This is a genomic window from Arcobacter sp. YIC-80, from assembly GCF_044841725.1.
In the GTDB taxonomy this organism is placed as follows: Bacteria; Campylobacterota; Campylobacteria; order Campylobacterales; family Arcobacteraceae; genus Arcobacter_B.
The window spans coordinates 724457-743261 of the sequence record NZ_JBJBSI010000001.1 but is presented as its reverse complement, the minus strand read 5'-3'; the positions used below and the strand labels follow the sequence as shown (position 1 = coordinate 743261).

Annotated in this window: 20 protein-coding genes; 13 read left to right on the top strand and 7 right to left on the bottom strand. The window is 27.2% G+C overall.

Going from position 1 to position 18805, the window contains the following annotated elements; translation table 11 throughout:
• Position 1 precedes the first annotated feature (1 nt).
• The 4 genes from ACH5BK_RS03520 to ACH5BK_RS03505 form a co-directional block, all read right to left on the bottom strand.
• Positions 2-2350 (bottom strand): HD domain-containing phosphohydrolase, encoded by a 2349-nt coding sequence (locus ACH5BK_RS03520; RefSeq protein WP_404304472.1) that lies wholly within the window; start codon positions 2348-2350, stop codon positions 2-4.
• Between the two features lie 88 nt (positions 2351-2438).
• The gene (locus tag ACH5BK_RS03515) at positions 2439-2903 is read right to left on the bottom strand and encodes a rhodanese-like domain-containing protein (RefSeq protein ID WP_404304470.1); all 465 of its coding nucleotides are present in this window, start codon (positions 2901-2903) and stop codon (positions 2439-2441) included.
• On the bottom strand, positions 2875-3756 hold the full coding sequence (locus ACH5BK_RS03510; protein ID WP_404304468.1) for a cation diffusion facilitator family transporter: 882 nt from the start codon (positions 3754-3756) through the stop codon (positions 2875-2877). Before ACH5BK_RS03510 ends, ACH5BK_RS03515 begins: the two co-directional genes overlap by 29 nt.
• A 4-nt stretch (positions 3757-3760) precedes the next feature.
• Positions 3761-4930 carry a pyridoxal phosphate-dependent aminotransferase gene (locus ACH5BK_RS03505; protein WP_404304466.1) on the bottom strand — a complete coding sequence of 390 codons (1170 nt, stop codon included), beginning with the start codon at positions 4928-4930 and terminating at the stop codon, positions 3761-3763.
• Between the two features lie 84 nt (positions 4931-5014).
• Between ACH5BK_RS03505 and ACH5BK_RS03500 the strand changes: the two genes are divergently transcribed.
• Positions 5015-5608 (top strand): M48 family metallopeptidase, encoded by a 594-nt coding sequence (locus ACH5BK_RS03500; protein WP_404304464.1) that lies wholly within the window; start codon positions 5015-5017, stop codon positions 5606-5608.
• Here the strand turns inward: ACH5BK_RS03500 and ACH5BK_RS03495 are convergent.
• Positions 5592-6176 carry a hypothetical protein gene (locus ACH5BK_RS03495; RefSeq protein ID WP_404304463.1) on the bottom strand — a complete coding sequence of 195 codons (585 nt, stop codon included), beginning with the start codon at positions 6174-6176 and terminating at the stop codon, positions 5592-5594. The genes ACH5BK_RS03500 and ACH5BK_RS03495 overlap by 17 nt on opposite strands.
• A gap of 88 nt (positions 6177-6264) precedes the next feature.
• On the opposite strand from ACH5BK_RS03495, the gene ACH5BK_RS03490 reads away from it, so the two are divergent.
• The 8 genes from ACH5BK_RS03490 to ACH5BK_RS03455 all read left to right on the top strand — a co-directional run bounded on the left by ACH5BK_RS03490 (position 6265) and on the right by ACH5BK_RS03455 (position 14275).
• Positions 6265-6390 (top strand): hypothetical protein, encoded by a 126-nt coding sequence (locus ACH5BK_RS03490; protein ID WP_404304461.1) that lies wholly within the window; start codon positions 6265-6267, stop codon positions 6388-6390.
• Positions 6390-7841, top strand: coding sequence for an L-aspartate oxidase (nadB, locus tag ACH5BK_RS03485; RefSeq protein WP_404304459.1), 1452 nt, complete (start codon positions 6390-6392; stop codon positions 7839-7841). Before ACH5BK_RS03490 ends, nadB begins: the two co-directional genes overlap by 1 nt.
• Positions 7841-9229 (top strand): sodium:proton antiporter NhaD, encoded by a 1389-nt coding sequence (gene nhaD / locus ACH5BK_RS03480; RefSeq protein ID WP_404304457.1) that lies wholly within the window; start codon positions 7841-7843, stop codon positions 9227-9229. Before nadB ends, nhaD begins: the two co-directional genes overlap by 1 nt.
• 153 nt (positions 9230-9382) lie before the next feature.
• Complete coding sequence (gene guaA, locus ACH5BK_RS03475) at positions 9383-10918, top strand: glutamine-hydrolyzing GMP synthase (RefSeq protein ID WP_404304455.1); 1536 nt, start codon at positions 9383-9385, stop codon at positions 10916-10918.
• Positions 10919-11191: 273 nt separating this feature from the next.
• Entirely contained in the window at positions 11192-11617 is a 426-nt protein-coding gene (locus ACH5BK_RS03470; protein WP_404304453.1) for a nuclear transport factor 2 family protein, read from the top strand.
• Between the two features lie 807 nt (positions 11618-12424).
• Positions 12425-13015, top strand: coding sequence for an FMN-binding negative transcriptional regulator (locus tag ACH5BK_RS03465; protein ID WP_404304452.1), 591 nt, complete (start codon positions 12425-12427; stop codon positions 13013-13015).
• 122 nt (positions 13016-13137) lie between these two features.
• Positions 13138-13671, top strand: a complete 534-nt coding sequence (locus tag ACH5BK_RS03460; RefSeq protein WP_404304450.1) for a GyrI-like domain-containing protein — start codon at positions 13138-13140, stop codon at positions 13669-13671.
• A gap of 148 nt (positions 13672-13819) precedes the next feature.
• Positions 13820-14275, top strand: coding sequence for a hypothetical protein (locus ACH5BK_RS03455; protein WP_404304448.1), 456 nt, complete (start codon positions 13820-13822; stop codon positions 14273-14275).
• 161 nt (positions 14276-14436) lie between these two features.
• On the opposite strand, the gene ACH5BK_RS03450 is transcribed toward ACH5BK_RS03455, so the two are convergent.
• Complete coding sequence (locus ACH5BK_RS03450) at positions 14437-15243, bottom strand: DnaJ domain-containing protein (RefSeq protein ID WP_404304446.1); 807 nt, start codon at positions 15241-15243, stop codon at positions 14437-14439.
• Between the two features lie 115 nt (positions 15244-15358).
• Here ACH5BK_RS03450 and ACH5BK_RS03445 point away from each other — a divergent pair, with 115 nt between their 5' ends.
• From ACH5BK_RS03445 to ACH5BK_RS03430, 4 genes are all read left to right on the top strand, one after another.
• Positions 15359-15706 (top strand): hypothetical protein, encoded by a 348-nt coding sequence (locus ACH5BK_RS03445; protein ID WP_404304444.1) that lies wholly within the window; start codon positions 15359-15361, stop codon positions 15704-15706.
• A gap of 68 nt (positions 15707-15774) precedes the next feature.
• Positions 15775-16167 carry a hypothetical protein gene (locus ACH5BK_RS03440; RefSeq protein WP_404304442.1) on the top strand — a complete coding sequence of 131 codons (393 nt, stop codon included), beginning with the start codon at positions 15775-15777 and terminating at the stop codon, positions 16165-16167.
• A 155-nt stretch (positions 16168-16322) separates the two neighbouring features.
• The gene (locus tag ACH5BK_RS03435; protein ID WP_404304440.1) at positions 16323-17030 is read left to right on the top strand and encodes a 3'-5' exonuclease; all 708 of its coding nucleotides are present in this window, start codon (positions 16323-16325) and stop codon (positions 17028-17030) included.
• A gap of 64 nt (positions 17031-17094) precedes the next feature.
• Positions 17095-17973, top strand: a complete 879-nt coding sequence (locus ACH5BK_RS03430; protein ID WP_404304438.1) for a DMT family transporter — start codon at positions 17095-17097, stop codon at positions 17971-17973.
• On the opposite strand, the gene ACH5BK_RS03425 is transcribed toward ACH5BK_RS03430, so the two are convergent.
• Positions 17960-18781, bottom strand: a complete 822-nt coding sequence (locus ACH5BK_RS03425; RefSeq protein WP_404304436.1) for a hypothetical protein — start codon at positions 18779-18781, stop codon at positions 17960-17962. The two genes, ACH5BK_RS03430 and ACH5BK_RS03425, sit on opposite strands and share 14 nt — an antisense overlap.
• Positions 18782-18805 lie beyond the last annotated feature (24 nt).

The following is an 18805-nucleotide window of genomic DNA, read 5'->3' as shown; positions in this document are numbered from 1 at the left end:
TTTAATATAACAATTGACTTTTATCTATTTGAGCGGGTTTTAAATTTTCATTTACATATTTTTTTAGTATATCATGCTCATGAAAGAACCTAAGTAGTCTTCCATCTATTTCATTATCTTTTACCATAAATGATAGTATTTTAAATACTTCTGATAGTTTTTTCCCACTTTTATATGGTCTATCACTTGAAGTTAAAGCTTCAAAAATATCTGCTAATATCATAATTCTATCTTCAAGACTCAGATCTTCTTCTTTTAAACCTCTTGGATAACCTTTACCATTTAGCTTTTCATGATGGTTTGCAGCTATGTTTAGAACATCCTTATATTTTTTAGGAAAAGGTAATTGCATAAGCATCTCAAGTGAGAGTTTAGCATGGTTGTTCATTATGTCTTTTTCTTCTTTTGTTAAAGTACCTTTTCTAATAGAGAGGTTATATTTTTCATCTTCATTAAGTATTGTTTGAGTTACTCCATCTTTTAGATAAGTATATTGTGATATTTTTTCAATTCTTTCAATTTTACTATCATCCATAAACTCACCACCAATATTTGCTTCTTCTAAAAATTTATAATCTTCATCATATTGAGCAATTTGTTTTTCATACTCTTCTTGTGATATTTCACCTTTTAACTGTGCAATTTGACTATCTCTTTTTAATATTTCAAACTTCTCTTTTACTTGTTTGATTCTATCTGTGATTGCATAAAGTTTTGTTGATTTATCAATAATAGATTCAGGCATTGAAATTTTTCCAATATCATGCATCCATGCTGCAATTTTAATTTGTTGAAAATCATTTTGAGTATATTTAACATCTTTATAAATAGTATCATCGTCATTTATTGCTTGGGCTAAAAGAAGTGATATTTTTTCTACATTTGCTATATGATTCATTGTGTGATGAGATTTAGCATCAATTGCATGTCCAATGGTTGTAATAAAACTATTTAAAAATTCTTCTAAACTATTTATTAACCAGCTATTTGTTAATGCCATAGCAGCTTGTGATGCTAAAGCTTTTATGATTTTTTCATCATTATCTGTAAAGTTTGTAATTAAATCTATAATTTTTGTTTTGTTAATAAGTTGTAATACCCCAATAACATCTTTTTCATGGTTTTCTAATGGAATAACAAGCATGGATTTTGATCTATAACCTGTACTTTTATCAAAGTTTTTTGTTCCTTGAAAATCATATTTTGTTTCATCATAAACATCAGGAATATTAATAATCTTTTTTTCTAAGGCACAAGTTGTTGCTACCATATTAGTATTTTTTGAACCATCTTCTAAATAAAGAGGAATTGAATTCCATTGAATTTCATCTTTTGTTCCTCCCATATATATATTAAGAGGGTCATTTTGAATAACTTTAAAATCCAAATGTTTTTTGTCTTTTGAAAGTATATATAGTGTTCCAGCTTCACAATGAGTAAGCTCTCTTGTAAGAGTTAAAATCATTTCAAAAAGCTTGTCTTTATCAATCTCACTAGATAATTCTAAGTTTATTTCCATTATTCTTTCAAATTTATTTTGACTTATTAAATCACTTTCTGTTTGACCTTTATCTACATGAATTACATCTCCTTCATGTAGAATTTTTCCACCATTTTTTAAAATTCCATAATCTTCAATTTCTTTTTTTATTTCATTAAAATATAGAGGTTTTAAATGATATAAGAAAATTTGAATATCTTTTCTTTTAAATTCACTTAAAATTTTTGATACAAGTTTTGGAGTTAAGTGTTGACTATCAAAAGCTAATTTATTCATATAACTTGGAAAAGAACACTCAATAATTAAAGATTTAATTTTAGGGTTATTATCAATTCTTCTTTTTAACTCATCATTTTCATAAGTGTCTCCACTTATAATATATCCTGTATCATTATCTTTTATAATTTCATATCCAAAAGCACCTGGAATATGTTTTGCATCAAAAGCAGTGATTTTATAGTTTCTAAGGCAAACTGTTTCATTTGCATATATTTCAATAAACTCAAGGGCTTTTTTGTCGCTATTTAGTAAGTTGATTTTAGAAAAGTCAGGCCATATTGAGTCATTGAAAGTATGTTTTTTTAAAGAGTTTATAGTCTCTTTTGAAGCATAAATATATAAAGTTTCTTTTCTGCTCTCAAAAAAACTTTCAATAATAAATGGTAAGTCTAAAATGTGATCAGAATGAGAGTGTGTTAAAAAAATATGATTTATTTTTGTTGTATCCTCTCCTAAAATACTTATTACATTTCCTGCATCTATTAAAATATCAGTAAAAATTTGGAAAGATGTAGTTCCTGTATCTTTTGTTTTACTTCCACTAGCACCGAGAATATTTACAAAGTTCAAAGGCGTCCTTTTCTATATAGTTATTATAATTATATCTTTTTTTTATAATAATAATATTGAAATAATTTTAAAATTTGAAGAATTTGTATTATTGAGTTGGAAGTTTTTGTTTGATCCAATCGTAAGTAAATCCATATTTTACGTTGTATATGTTTGTAAAGCCTTGGTAAGCAAGCAGATTTGAAGCTAGTTTTGTTCTTGAACCACTTCTACAAATAAGAATAATTCTTTTATTTAAATTTTTTTTTGTATAACTATAAATTTCATTTGAAAAATTTTTATTAAATACTCTTTGTTTATTTTTTTCATAAAAAATAGGAATGTTATATGAGTCTTTTGCTCTTAATTGTTCAAACTCTTTTTTTGTCCTTACATCAATTAGTAAAGCACCTTTTTGTTGTAGCTCATAAGCTTGTTTTGCACTAATATCAGCTTTATATAGTTTTGCAGTTTGAAAGTTTATTTCATTTGAAAATAAAGAACTTGTGCATAATACTAATACAATACTAAGCACAAGTTTCATTTTATTTTTTATCCATTGTGAAATCATCATAAGGATCCATGTGAATATTTATAACCCAATCTCTTTTTTCGTCTAGCTTTTTGATTTTTCTTTCTATATCATCACTTGCTCTATGGGCATCCATAAGTGTAATAATGCAATCAAATACAAGATGAACTTCCACAAAAGTTTGATGACCAGCTTCTCTTGTTTTTAGTAAGTGATAAGTATTTACTCTATCATTATTTCTAATAATTTTCTCAATTCCTAAAACTATTTCATCATCAACAGCTCTGTCAAGTAAAACTAAAATACCATCATGTATAAGTTCATAAGCAGAGTAGATAATAAATAAAGCAATTGCACCACCTACAATAACATCAATAATTTCATAGCCAGTAAAATTTACTAATAGTAATGAAATTAAAACAGCAGCATTTGAGTATACATCAGTTTTATAGTGTAGGGCATCTGCTTTTATAACCATAGAGTTTGTTTTTTTAGCAATTTTATTTAAAAATATTACTAAGAAAATTGTAATAATCATTGATAAAATCATTACTATAATAGATATATCCATATATTGAGATACAGTTCCCTCAGTAGCTTTTCTTCCTGCTTGATAAAGTAAGAAAAGACCTGAAATAGTAATAATAGTACCTTCAATAACAGAAGCTAAAGCTTCAACTTTTCCTCTTCCATAGTTAAAAGTTTTATCAGCTGGTTTTTCAGAATTTGAAATGGCAAAATAATTAAAAATTGATACGAACATATCAAGTATAGAGTCAACAGCAGAAGCTAAAACAGCTACAGAACCACTTGCAATACCAATCACAAGTTTCATAAGTGTAAGAAGTGCAGCAACAGAAGTTGAAACAACTGTTGCTCTTTTTTGTAAAGTCATAGGTTTATTTGTTTTCTACAAAATCTTTAATTCTTTTGATTCCTTCTTGGATACTTGCTAAATCTGTAGCAAAAGAGAATCTAAAGTATCCTTCTGTACCAAAAGCAAGTCCTGGAACAACAGCAACACCTTTGTCTTCTAAAAGTTGTTCACAAAACTTCATAGAGTTATCTGTAATTTCTTTGATATTTACAAATAAATAAAATGCACCTTGTGGTTCAATACAAGAAATTCCTTCAATATTATTAAAAGATTCTACTGCAATGTTTTTTCTTTCCTCAAAGGCTTTTCTCATCATTTCAATATCATTATCTGCTTGTCCTTCAAGGGCAGTAATTGCAGCATATTGAGTGATTGAGTTTATGTTTGATGTAACTTGACCTTGAAGTTTAATCATAGCTCTTACAAGTTCAGTTTTTGGAGTTGCTATATATCCAAATCTCCAACCAGTCATAGCAACTGATTTACTTAAACCATTGATTGTTACTGTTCTTTCATACATATCATCACTAACACTTGCAGCAGCTGTAAACTCTTCACCATTGTACATAATTTTTTCATACATTTCATCTGAGAATACTAAAATATCAGTACCTTTTAAAACTTCACCAATAGCTAATAATTCTTCTTTTGTATAAACTGCACCAGTTGGATTTGATGGTGAATTTAATAATAATACTTTTGTTTTATCTGTAATAGCTGCTTTTACTTGCTGTGCTGTTACTTTAAATGAAGTTGTATCATCAGTTTCAATAAATACAGGAATTCCATCAGAGTATTTTACTTGCTCAGGATAAGTTACCCAATAAGGAGCAGGAATAATTACTTCATCTCCTTCTTCTATTAGAAGTTGGAAAAGGTTAAATAATGAGTGTTTAGCTCCATTACTAACAACAATGTGTTCTAATGAATACTCTAAACCATGGTCTCTTTTAAGTTTATTAATAATTGCTTGTTTGGTTTCGATAATTCCTTCTACGGCAGTGTATTTAGTGTGACCATCTTCAATGGCTTTAATAGCTGATTGTTTAATAACATCAGGAGTATTGAAGTCAGGTTCACCTGCACTAAAACTTAATATATCTTTACCTTGAGCTTTAAGCTCTCTTCCTAAGGCTGTAATTGCCATAGTAACCGATGGAGACAAGTTCTCCATTCTCTTTGCAATTTTCATAAATCTTCTTCCTCACATATAATTTACATTATATTTTTATGATATAATTCGCAGATTATACAAAAATAATACTTAAGGTATAGTGTGAACTTTCAAATAAATATTGATTCTTTAACCCTAAATGTTGAGCTTTTAAATAAAAAAAGAATGAAACATTGTTATTTAAGAGTAACAGCTAAAAATACTATACAAATCAAGGCAAACAGCTATTTTACAAAATTTGATGCACTAAATTTAATAGAAAAAAAGAAAAACTGGATATTAGAAGGCTTAAAAAAATTAGAAAAAAATAGTTTAAAAGAAGATGAATTTTTATATTTTGGAAAAGTACAAAAAAAAGAATTATATAATATTTCTAATTTAGATGAGTTTTATAGGAAGTTAGCAAAAGAATATATTCCTTATTTAGTAGATAAACACTCAAAAAAAATGAAACTTTATCCTACTTTATTAAAATATAGAAAAAATAAAAATACTTGGGGTTCTTGTAATTATAAAAATGAATTGAATTTTAATATTTATTTATGTAAGTTTCCCCTTGAAGTTATGGAGTATGTAGTAATTCATGAACTTGCACATATAAAACATAAAAATCACTCAAAGAATTTTTGGGATTTAGTTTCTAAATATTGTCCTGATTATAAACAAAGAGAAAAATTATTTAAGAGTTTTTTATAATTTGACGTATTTCTTCTAGTTTTTCATGTAGCTTTTCATCTTTTATGCTATTTTGAAAAATTCCATGGGCTCTTTCATTATAAAATGGTTTTGGTTCATTTTCATCATTGTTGTCTTTTTTAAAAGGTGTTGAAAAATCATCAAAACTTTTTTTATCAAAATTCTTACTAAATGAGTATAGTTTATCATATCTAAAAACAGCTACTTCTTTTATATCTTTAAAGTCAGGAACCATTTTTGCATAATCCATAATCATCTTTTTTTGATAATTAAGTTCACTTTGTGCAACAGGATGAAGTACAGCAATTGAGAGCTTATCATTTCTATAAAAAGCAAATAGTATATAATTTAATATTTTTTTAATAAGTATCTTTTCTAAAAAACTATGAAGTTTATATCTTTTTCTAACCTCTGAAAACTCTTTTTTATTTGCTAGATTAGTTAAAACATTATTTGTTGTTTTATAACTTCTATAATTTGGTATATTTTTATTTACTTTTTTATCTTCAAAAGTAAAAAAATTCTTTTTTAGCTCTTGTTTAAATGTTAAAAGTTCTTCTTTTTGCATATAAATATATCCCTTTAGTAAGGTTTTTATTAGTATTTCTTTAGTAGCATTAAGCAAATTATTTTGTACACAGGATGTAACAAGAATTATGAAATATTTAATTTACTTTATTATAGCAGGATTTATATTATCTTTTAATGGATGTGGATATAAAGGTGATCCAACTTATATAAAAGATGAAAAAAAGTCAAAAGATTTAAAAGAAGAAAACTAATGGTTTATGATTATATTATTATAGGAACAGGAATAGCAGGACTTAATGCAGCAAGATTGATTCCTGAGGATAAAAAAGTATTAATTTTATGTAAAAAAGAACCAATTGATTGTAATACTTATTGGGCACAAGGTGGAATAGCTAGTGCTGTAAATGATGAAGATATAAAAGATCATATACAAGATACCTTAGTAGCAGGTGTAAACCACAATGATAAAAAAGCAGTGGAACTTTTAAGTTCAAAGTCTCAAGCAGCTGTTAAAAGTCTTATTGAAGCTGGTTTACAGTTTGATTTAAACTCAAAAGGTAAATTAGCTTATACAAAAGAAGCAGCACATAGTAGAAGTAGAATTTTACATGCTGATGGAGATGCTACAGGAAGGATGATTCATTCATTTTTATTAACTCAATGTAAGCATAAAATAGTAAGTAACACGGTAGTAAATGATTTACTTATTCAAGATGATATTTGTTATGGAGTTCAATACTTTACAAGTGAAACACAACAAGAAGTTGCTTATGCACATAATACTATTATTGCTAGTGGTGGAGTAGGTTCTATTTATAGATATCATACAAACTCTACAGCAATAGCAGGAGAAATTCAAGGAATTATTTTAGAAAAAGGTTTAGCCTTAAAAGATATGGAAATGATGCAATTTCATCCAACAGTTGTAAAAGGAACTCATTTTGCTAGAAAACCTTTACTTAGTGAAGCATTAAGAGGAGAGGGGGCCTTTATTGTAGATGAACAAGATAATAGATTTTTATTTACATATCATAAAGATGGAGAATTAGCGCCAAGAGATGTAGTAAGTAGATCAATTTTTGATTATCATAAAAAAACAGGTTCTAAAATATATCTATCATTTGAAAGTTTTGAAAAAGAAGCTTTTCAAAAAAGATTCCCAAATATTTATGCAAACTTAAAAGAATTAGGTTATGAACTTCCTTATGATAAAGTTCCAATTTCTCCTGCCTTTCACTATAGTATGGGTGGGATAGAAACAACACTAGATGCAAAAGTTAAAGGAATGAAAAACCTTTATGCTATTGGTGAAGCAGCTTGTACAGGAGTTCATGGAGCTAATAGACTTGCTTCAAATTCATTACTTGAGGGTGTTGTATTTTCATCTATTGCTGTTGAAAATTCATTAAAAGATGAGTTTAAAATATCATATAAAAATTATACGAAAGATATAAAATCTTACACAAGAAACAATGAAATTGATAAAGATATCAAAAATTGTTTACGAAAATCGATGTGGAATAGTGCATCTATTGTAAGAAACCCTAATAAAATAAAGGAAACCCTAGTCTTGGTGGAAAAATATTTACAAGAGGATGTGGGTAGACTGCTTTTTTTAAGGTTGCTTACGGCAAAATCTATTCTAACATCAGCTCTAAAGAGAAAAGAATCTCTTGGAGCACATTATATCAAGGAGAATTAATGTTGAAAGTTTTACTGACTTTACTTTTTACCTCAATGGCAGTTTATGCTGGTGGTGGTGCAGTAAGTACAGCTCAAACACCAGATTTAACTATGACTTGGGTTGGATTTGCGTGTTTATTTATTTTTGCGATAGGTTACTACTTTGTTGCTGCAGAAGAAAAATACGAAATTGATAAGGCAAAACCTGCTTTATTTATCGGTACATTTATGTTTATTTTAATTGCTATTTATTACGCATTAAATGGCTTAGATATCGGATTATTACAAAGTGAAGTAAATCACTTAATTTTAGAAATTGCAGGTATTTTCTTCTTCTTATTTGTTGCTATGACATATATTGAGTCTTTAATTCACATGGGTGTATTTGATAGACTTAAGTATAATCTTGTAACAAAAGGATATACATATAGAAAACTATTTTGGGTAACTGGATTTATTGCATTCTTCCTTTCACCAATTGCTGATAACTTAACTACAGCACTTATTTTAGCTACTGTTTTAATTACAATTGAGAGAGAAAGAAAAGACTTCTTAGTTCCTGGTGCAATTAATATTGTTGTTGCAGCAAATGCTGGTGGTGCTTGGTCTCCATTTGGTGATATTACTACACTTATGGCATGGACAGCAGGTAAGGGAACATTTGGAGATTTCTTATTCTTATTACCAGCTTCATTAATTGGTTATTTAGCAACTGCATTTATTTTATCAAGATTTGTACCAGAAGAAGTACCATTCTTTGATGCAGAAAATGAAAAGAAACCAGAAATGGCTGAGGGTTCAAAAGTAGTTATGGTACTTGGTATTTTCACAATTGCAACAGCAGTACTTTCACACCAAATTTTACATTTACCAGCAATGTGGGGTATGATGTTTGGTCTTTCTGTTCTTAAAGTTTATTCTTATGGTCTTAAGAAAAAATATGGTTCAGAACACTTTAATATTTTCCACTCAATTGCAAAAATTGAAAACAATACATTAATGTTCTTCTTTGGTATTTTAGCAGCAGTTGGTGCTTTATACTTTATTGGTTGGTTAGCATTAGCAGCAGTAGTTTATGATCCAAATGTATTAGGTCCTACATGGTCTAATATTGGAGTTGGATTCTTATCTGCAATTGTTGATAATATCCCTGTAATGTCAGCTGTATTAAAAGCAAACCCTCCAATGGATCACTCTCAATGGATGTTAGTTGTATTAACAGCAGGTGTTGGTGGATCAATGATTTCATTTGGTTCGGCAGCAGGTGTTGGAGTTATGGGTAAATTACATGGTGTATATACATTTGGTGCACACATGAAATATGCTTGGACTATTTTAATAGGATATATTATTTCTTGTTTAGTATGGTATATTCAATTTGAGATATTAGGAATAGGTGCTTATTAGTACTATTTTATATATTATTTAAAAGCTATCAAGATATTATCTTGATAGCTTTTTTTTTGCCTAAAAAATAGACTTAACTAAAAATTTACTTCTATTTCGATATAATCTGCTCTTATTAATGATTTTATTTAATCACATAGAGGATATAAAAATATGAAACATGTACCAATAGTAGTTTTAGATTTTGGTAGTCAATATACGCAGATTATTGCTAGAAAACTTAGAGAATCTGGTGTATACTCTGAGATAGTACCATATAGCGAGAGTATTGAAGATATTATGGCAAGAACTCCTAAAGGAATTATTCTTTCAGGTGGGCCAGCTTCAGTTTATGCGGAAGACTCTTATCATCCAGATGCAACAGTATTTGAACTTGGACTTCCAATTCTAGGTATTTGTTATGGTATGCAGCTTATTTCTCAACACTTCGGTGGTTCTGTAATACCAGCAGATCATCATGAATATGGAAAAGCTAAATTAAATTTTGAAAAAGAATCAGATATTTTTAAAGATACAAATGATGGTCAAATTGTTTGGATGTCTCATGGAGATAGAGTTGAAAATATCCCAGCAGGATTTGAAAAAATCGCTACTTCTGAAAACTCTCCTTATGCAGCAATTGCTGATATGGATAGATTAATTTATGCATTCCAATTCCACCCAGAAGTTTACCATTCAGAAGAAGGTTCTAAACTTCTTAAAAACTTCGCAAAACATATTTGTGGTTGTGAATCAACTTGGAATATGGGTTCATTTGCTAAAGAACAAATCAAAAAAGTACAAGACCAAGTAGGAAATAAAAAAGTACTATGTGGAGTATCTGGTGGAGTTGATTCATCAGTAGTTGCTACACTTTTAGCAGAAGCTATTGGTGATCAGTTAGTTCCTGTATTTGTTGACAATGGACTTTTAAGAGCAAATGAAAGAGAACAAGTAGAAGCTATGTTCAAAGCAAGAGGCGTTGACTTAATCACAGTTGATGCTAGTGAAACTTTCCTTTCAAGACTTGCAGGTGTTACAGATCCTGAAACTAAAAGAAAAATCATCGGTGAAACTTTTATTGAAGTATTTGATGAAGAAGCAAAAAAACATGATGGTATTGAGTTCTTAGCTCAAGGTACTTTATACACAGATGTTATTGAATCTGTATCAGTAAAAGGACCATCTAAGACTATCAAATCTCACCACAATGTAGGTGGATTACCTGATTGGATGACATTTGAGTTAATCGAGCCTTTAAGAGAAATCTTCAAAGATGAAGTAAGACTTTTAGGATTAGAGCTTGGACTTCCAAAAGATATGATTGGAAGACATCCTTTCCCTGGACCAGGACTTGCTATTAGAGTTATGGGAGATGTAAATAAGCCAGATTTAGAGCTTTTAAGAAAAGCTGATACTATCATGTTAGATGTATTACATGCAACTGGTTTATACGACAAAACATGGCAAGCATTTACAGTTTTACTAAATGTAAAATCAGTAGGTGTTATGGGTGATAACAGAACTTATGATAATACAGTTTGTGTTAGAATCGTAGAAGCAACAGATGGTATGACAGCAACATTTGCTCATATCCCTCATGATATCTTAGAAACAATTTCAAGAAGAATCATCAACGAAGTTGATGGAATCAACAGAGTTGTTTATGATATTTCTTCTAAGCCACCAGCAACTATTGAGTGGGAATAAAAGCAAATAGCTTTTATTCTGCTCTCATTAGATTTAGACTTTAAGTACTCATTTATCATAATTTAAATAAAACCTCTCACTTTAAACAATTTCTAATAGTTTCTTACAATAATAAAATCCTTAAAAAATCTATATTTATTAAAATTATGTTTATATTTTAAAAGATAAAATTATTTTTGTATAATATATTAGATATTATTACTTGTTTATAATAAAAATAGATATGCATTGAGTAATTATTTATGCATAAAAAATGATTAAGGATATATAATAATGGAAAAAGACAATCTAGAAAATATTGTAATTGAGTATTTTAAGAAAATAGATAATGGTGACTCTAGTTATCTTGAGTTATTTACAGATGATGTTGATTTTTTCTTTCCTAAGTTTGGACAAAAAAAAGGAAAAAAGGCATTAATAGAGTTTGGTAATAGAATTGGAAGTTCCTTAATAAGTATTTGGCATGACATAGATGGCTTTAAGATAATAAAAGCTGATAATAAAGTTGTTGTTGAAGGTCAAGAAGGAGGAGTGATGAGTGATGGAACTTCTTGGCCTGATAATAATATATCTATAGGTCGTTTTTGTAGCGTATTTGAGTTTAATGGGAAGTTTATTAGTCGTATGTATATATACGTAGATCCTGATTTTCCTAGTCAAGACCTAGAAAGAATTTCAGTACTGTCAGATGGAAAATAACACATAAAGGTTTATCGAAGAGTAACTCATAATGTATGGAATTTTTAGTATTTGTTGCTTTTTATAATTAAAACATAATATATTGTCATAAAAAGTGTAGCTTATTAAGTTGTTTAATATATTATTTATATATAATTATCATAAAGGAATACTTAAATGAAAAAATTTGGGAACATACCGTATATTTAGAGGGGATTTCTGATTCTAGTGAATAGATATCAGATTATTATTCATTAGCTGCACAAAGGGCAACAAAAAAAGCTTTTGAAAAAATGTTTGTTAAATTGCAAAAAATGATAAATTTAGTTCGTATTAATGTAGATATGAGAATAAATCTTAGAACTGAATAATTAAAGTAGTCAATTAAGATAAAGTTATTTATCTCATCTTATCTATTAAAATTAAACATTATCCAGCAGATTATAAAATAAAAACTATTTATAACATTAATATTGGATAATTTACCAAAAGATGAAGATTATTAAAAAAATACTAGGTGTTTGAAGCGAAGAATATAAATCGGAAAATAGAAGTCTTTTTTCTTAATATTATTTAAAAGTAATGGTTTAAAGAATATAGGTAAAATCTGACAATTTAATAGATATAAAATATATTTCTGTTCTGCATGGAATATAAGAAATAAAACTTAATTTTTTAAATATTTAAAATTAAATGAGATAGATAATTATATAGAAAAGTGAATAAAATACCTATGACCTTAAAAATAGTTGATATTGTTTTTTATAATATTAAAAATGCTGTAATCAATCATAATGGAAGTCTGGACATATAAAAAGGAGTAAAAAATTGTATTCACTAGAAGCTTTTAAAATTACAGATGAAAATATTATAGATGAGTTTATCTCAAATAATCCATTTGCTATATTAACATCAGAAAATCATGGAAAAATTGAAGTTACACATCTTCCCATCAATAGATTTAAAGATGGTAAGTTATATGGACATTTATCTAAGACTAATATTCACTCAAACATAAATGAAACAAAAGAAGTTTGTTTTATATTTAATGGAGGACATGCTTATATCTCTCCAACATATTATGAAACAAGTTTTAATGTTCCAACTTGGAACTATAGTGCTGTACATATTTATGGAAATATAAAATACATTAATGATAATAAAAAGGTATGGGAACTACTTACCGAAACAACAGAGATATATGAAGGTCAAAATGGTTGGAAGTTACCACAAGAAGAAAGATTTAAAAATCTTACAAAGTTTTTAAGTTTCTTTGAAATAAATGTTACAAATATTGAGGCTAAATTCAAGTTTAACCAAAATAAATCTAAAGAAGATATAGAAAAAGTTATTCAAAGTTTAAAAGATAATAATCAAATTAAAGTAGCGAACTTTATGGAGTATATAATAAAGCTTTGAAAAGAAACAAGTAATTCAGTGAATTTTTAGTTTTAAATAACTATCATCTAGTACTTATAAGAAATAAACGAATTGTTTGAGAATTGGTCTTTTTTAAGTGGATTATTAATCAAAGGAAAATTATGAAATTATTTTTATTATTAGTCTTTTTATTTATTTTTAATACTTTGTCTTTTAGTTTGGAATTACCAAAGAAAAATACATTTTTAATAAAACAAATTGAAGATAAAAATATTTTGTATGTTACTCATACAAAAGATAAAGGACATATTTCAAACTCATTAATAAAGTTGATTCAATATTATTTACTTCAAGATAAAGAAGATTTTAAAGTTATGTTCCCTCAACTTAGTGTTGAAAGCAACAATATTAATGGTCAATTCTATGCTATTGGGTATACGGGTACACCAAAAGGTAATAACATTGTTAAAACAACATTATTAAAAGGTGGTTTATTCGCTTCATATATTTATAAAGGAAACTATAAGTATATTACTAAAAGTATTAGAAAAACTTTCCAAAAAATTTTACAAACAGGAAAATATATACCTGATAATCGTGAAGAAATAAGATTATTATATTGGAATAGTATTGATGATAATCATCCAGAAAATCTTATAACAGAAATTCAAATTAGAATAAATAAGCTACCATAGTGATTAGCAAAACTTATGAATAAAAATAAGGGTACATTTGTGATAATTTAAAGTTTTATTTTATAGATTAATAGAAGGTTAAATTTGAACTATTAATTGTAAAAAACTCTTGTTTTCAAGATTAATGTCATATAAATAAAGGATTTTAGTGTTTGGAGAAAATTTATTAGTAAAGCTAGGCTTACGTAGAATTGATAGTGAAATAGATTGGCTTAAAAAACTAAGAGAATATAGTGAAGAATGGTATAACGAGTTAACTATTCCTGTAATGCCGATTCTGATAAATCAGAATTTAAAACAAGAAAAGTTAAATATTCAACAATATACTGAATGTGCTGAAAAATTACTAAATCAAGCTTACATAAGTAATTATGGTGAAAAAATAGAAAATATATTTGTTGAAATGGGAGCAAGAGGAATTACTATAAAAAGTCGAACTAAACTAACACCTTTAATAAATGAATTTATTGAAACAGGAATGTTTATGAAAAAGGTTGCATATGACTTTGAGCCTAAGAAAGCACATAAAGAATGGAAAAAATTTCTAGAAGCAAAAAATAAATTGGTTAAAGAAGTAAATAAACAACTAAAAACGATTGGGTGAATCATATAACAAATCCTTGCTTTTAATTCAAGTTTTTCTTGATAGAATATTTTCAAGTAAGACAAAGAATAAAAGAAGAGTCTATAAAATATCACATTGTTTATTTAAACTGTTTTATTAGATTGAGATGGGTTTTTTAATATTTCCAAGAGAAGTTATCACTACTTCCCTTTTATATCTTTGATAAGTTGATAGGCTTGATTTATCTCTTGAGTTTTTGCTGTTGCTTCTTCGATATAAGCTTCATCTTTATCTTGTGAGCTTATGATATCTGGATGGTATTGTCTTATTAGTTTTCGATAGGCTTTTTTTATTGTGTTCATATCATCAGTTTCTTTTACTTCTAAAATTTTATATGCTTCATCTTGGCTCATAGTTTGTTGATTGTTTTTCATTTTATTTTTGAAGTTATTTATTATGGCTTCATATATTTCATCTGATATTTCTAGTTCTTTTATGATAACTCTTAAAACTTTGTCTTCATCTTGGCTTATTCCATTGTCTATAAATGCAAGTTGAATTAAAAAGCCTACAAACTGTTTTCTTTTATGTATTCCTCTTCCAAGAAGTTGATTTAGAGATTGGGCTATTTGTTTTGTGTCGTCATCTTTTTGTTTTTCTTCATTGAAGATTTCTTTCATAATAGCTCTAGCTTTTTCTTTTTCATCGAAAACTTTTGATATATCATCAAACATCATGCTTATTAGTTGAGCTTCTAGTTCATCTACTCTTCCATCTGCTTTGGCAACTTTAGCTACAAGTGCGATAAAGTGTCCTAATTGACTTTGTCTAAAAAGTTCTTTTGATTGGACTAGTTTATTTAGCTTTTTTCTAGCATAGAATTTATATATTTTAAATAGTACATAAAAAGAAGCGATTATTGAAAGTGTAAGAAAAAAGTTTTCAATAAATGCGTAGTAAAATATTACTAAAAGTATTGCTATAAAAATCCATTTTTTAAAGTTCATTTTTTATCCATTGTTTAAATTTTTTAAAATTATATCTTCTTAACCTTTTAGTTAGTCTAATTGGGTTTAATGTTATAATAACAAATCAAAACAAAAGTTTATGGATATAATATAGATGAAAATTTCATATCATAGAAGAAGAAAAATCAAAACTAGAAGAATTGCTTTAAGAGATTTAATAGCAAATGGAATAGAAGAACCAAAAGATTTAGCGAAACAGCTAAAAGTAACTGTTCCTACAATCAAAAGAGATTTAGAAGCCTTAAAGACTATGACAGAAGAGGATTTTACTTTTCAGAAAAAAGCTACTTCTCAACAAATACTTGAAAAAAAAGATGAAATTTTACGAATGCTTGATGATGAACAATACTATACTCAAAATGGTAATATCAATATTTCAAAAATTACAAATGAACTTAAAACAAGTAGGGCAACAGTAATGTCTGTTTTAAACGGTGAATAATAAGATATAATGAGATTTTATATATAATTAAAATACTAAAAAAATTAAAAATAAACTAAGGATAAAAAATGAAAATAGCAATACCCGTAAAAGATGAAAATCTAAGTTTTTTTACAAATGCAGGTCATACACCTAAATTTGCTGTTTATACTATGGCAGGAGCAGGTATGTTTAAATCGTTTAATCTAAATGAAATAAAACAAAACCCTAGAAGTGATATTGACCATGAAAATCCAGAAGAACATCATGTCTGTAATCATTCATCAGATGATGCTGAACATATTGCTCAACATAATAAAATGGGTAAAGTATTAAATGAATGTGATTATATTGTAGTAAAAACAGCTTGTAAAAATACAGCAAGATCTTTTACTAGTGAAGGTATAAAGATTATCAAATACAATGGAGATTCATTTGATGCAACAAAAATTTTAAATGAATTATCTTCTAAGTTTGTGTAGGTTGAAATAAGTTTATTAACTCTTTATGCTACAATACGAAAAATTATAGCTTTATCTAGGAGTTTAAGATTAAAATAGTAAATACTTTATTTAACAAAGATAGATTAAAACTTATTCAAAAGTTTTCAGAAGATGATTTTGAAAATAAAATAGAAGTGAATTTACAAGAACTTGTATCAAATAGTTCAGAACCTTTAAAAGCAATGATAAATCTTTTTTCATTGATAGATAATGCCCATGAAATAAAAGCTGATGAAAACACCTTGCCTTATACAGTGGGAAATAGAAGTATTGAGATTATCAATACTTCTAAAGACTTAGAAAATGCAATGAAAGCTATAAGTTCTACTCCTTTTATTGCTTTTGACAGTGAACAAAAGCCTACTTTTAAAAAGGGGCAAGTCTCTCATGGTATTTCTATTATTCAATTAGCAACAAAAACACAATGTTATATCATTCAAACAAAGCAGATAAAAAATTTAAAACCTTTAATAAATATCTTGGAAGATGAAAAAATCATAAAAGTAGGTACTGGATTAAAAGGTGATAAAGAAGCACTTTTTAATCAGTTTAGATTAAAATTAAAATCTACAATCGATTTAGAGAATATATTTAAAAGCTTATCTTCAAAGAATCAAATAGGTGCGAAAAAAGCTACTTTGATAATTTTAAATCAAAACTTACAGAAATCAAAAAATATGTCAAGATCAAACTGGGAATCAAAAGTTCTAAGTAGTGGGCAAATTAAATATGCTTCTGAAGATGCTACAGTAATTTTTGATGTAATGAGCGAAATTATAAAAAAGTATCCTTTTACAATCGAAATTATGCCTTCTTTTATAAGTGAAGATATTTATAGTTAACTTACAATAGATGTTTAAAACTCTTTTGGGCAAATTTTAACTACAATTCGCCTAAAGGAAATATATGTTGAATAATTATAAATCATTATTAAATTTAAAGTTTATGGATAAGGGAATATTTTTTATGTTAATGAGTGCAATGTTAGGCTCATTAAGTGGTGCAGTAGCTAAGGTATTATCAGAAAGTATGGATCCTATTGAAATTGTATTTTATAGGAACCTTTTAGGTGTTATTATGATTGTTTATAGTTTCAAAAAAGTATCAGTATCTTTTGATTTTTCAAAAACACACTTACTTTTTTTAAGAGGTTTTTTTGGAACTGTAGCTATGTTATTATATTTTTACACAATTGCCACTATTCCCCTTGGTGAAGCTGTAATTTTAAATAAAACTTCTCCATTTTTTGTAACAATTCTTGCTTATTATTTGATGAAAGAATCTATTAGTCTTAATACATTTTTTGCACTTATTATTGGGTTTGTAGGAGTTGCATTTGTGATAAAACCTTTTGATTTTGAAATATCAATAGGTCATATTTTTGGAGTGCTTGGTGGTTTTTTTGCAGCAGCAGCCTATGCTACAATAAAAAAAATAAAAGATATATATGATGCAAGAGTTATTATGCTTTCATTTATGGGAGTAGGAACTATCCTTCCTTTACTTATCTTTTTGCTTACACCTTATGCAAACTTTAGTCTTCATACTGATTTATTTGTATGGGCTTTGATTGCTTTGATGGCTGTTTTATCTACTGTATCTCAGTGGTTTTTAACAAGAGCATATAGTTTAAGTAAAGCTAGTATTATCGGTGTTATTGGCTATTCAAGTATTCCTTTTGCTGTTGGTTTTGGTATTATGTTAGGAGATTCAATTCCTGATATAGTTACTTTTTTAGGAATAGGACTTATTGCTCTTGGTGGGATTTTAGTTAGTAAGAAATAATAGGTTCAATAACACTATATAAAAATTTATTTTTATTAAAAACTGTTTTCGAGATAATAGCTACAAGTTTATTATCTTGAAAAACTCCACCACCACTGTTTGAAGGAATTGCTAAGCAATTACTTCTAATTTCCACTTTTTTATCTAAGTCAGTTAAGTCAAGTGTAATATTTAGACCAATAGCTTTATTTTCTGCTTTATAAAATCTACAATTTTTTTCTTTTAATAGAGTATTATAAAACATACCTTCTTTTGACATAGAGTAGTATTTAAATTCACCAATTTTATTCAAGTTTATTTTTGCTGTTTTTAACGTAGATATAGTGTCTGTTTTTATATAGCTTAAATCATAATGCAAACTTTTTGAATTTGGAATATTACAATGCTTTGCAGTATATATTTTATCAAGTGCATGTACACCATTGCAGTTCTTATATTTTATGAAGTATTTATATTCGTTGTTTAGTTTGTAGTTTTTATTATTGGTATTTAGATATTTAGGTATGTCTTCTATATTATTTTTAGGATGTATATATTTTGGAATGATATTTTTGATATTTTTATCAAGCATAATAATATTGTCATTCATTGCTTCTACTGTGAAATCTGGGTTTGGTTTTTGTATTAAAATACTTTTGAATTTTATCAAACAACTTTTTGTTGATTTTAAATACAGATAAGATAAACGAATATTATCTTTAAACTGCTTGGCTTTCTCATATTTTTCAATACAATCATCCCATGTAAAAGCATAAATATAATTGTAACTTAAAAGTAAAACACAAAATATTAAATATAACTTTTTCATAATATTAAGTATACTCTTTTTTTA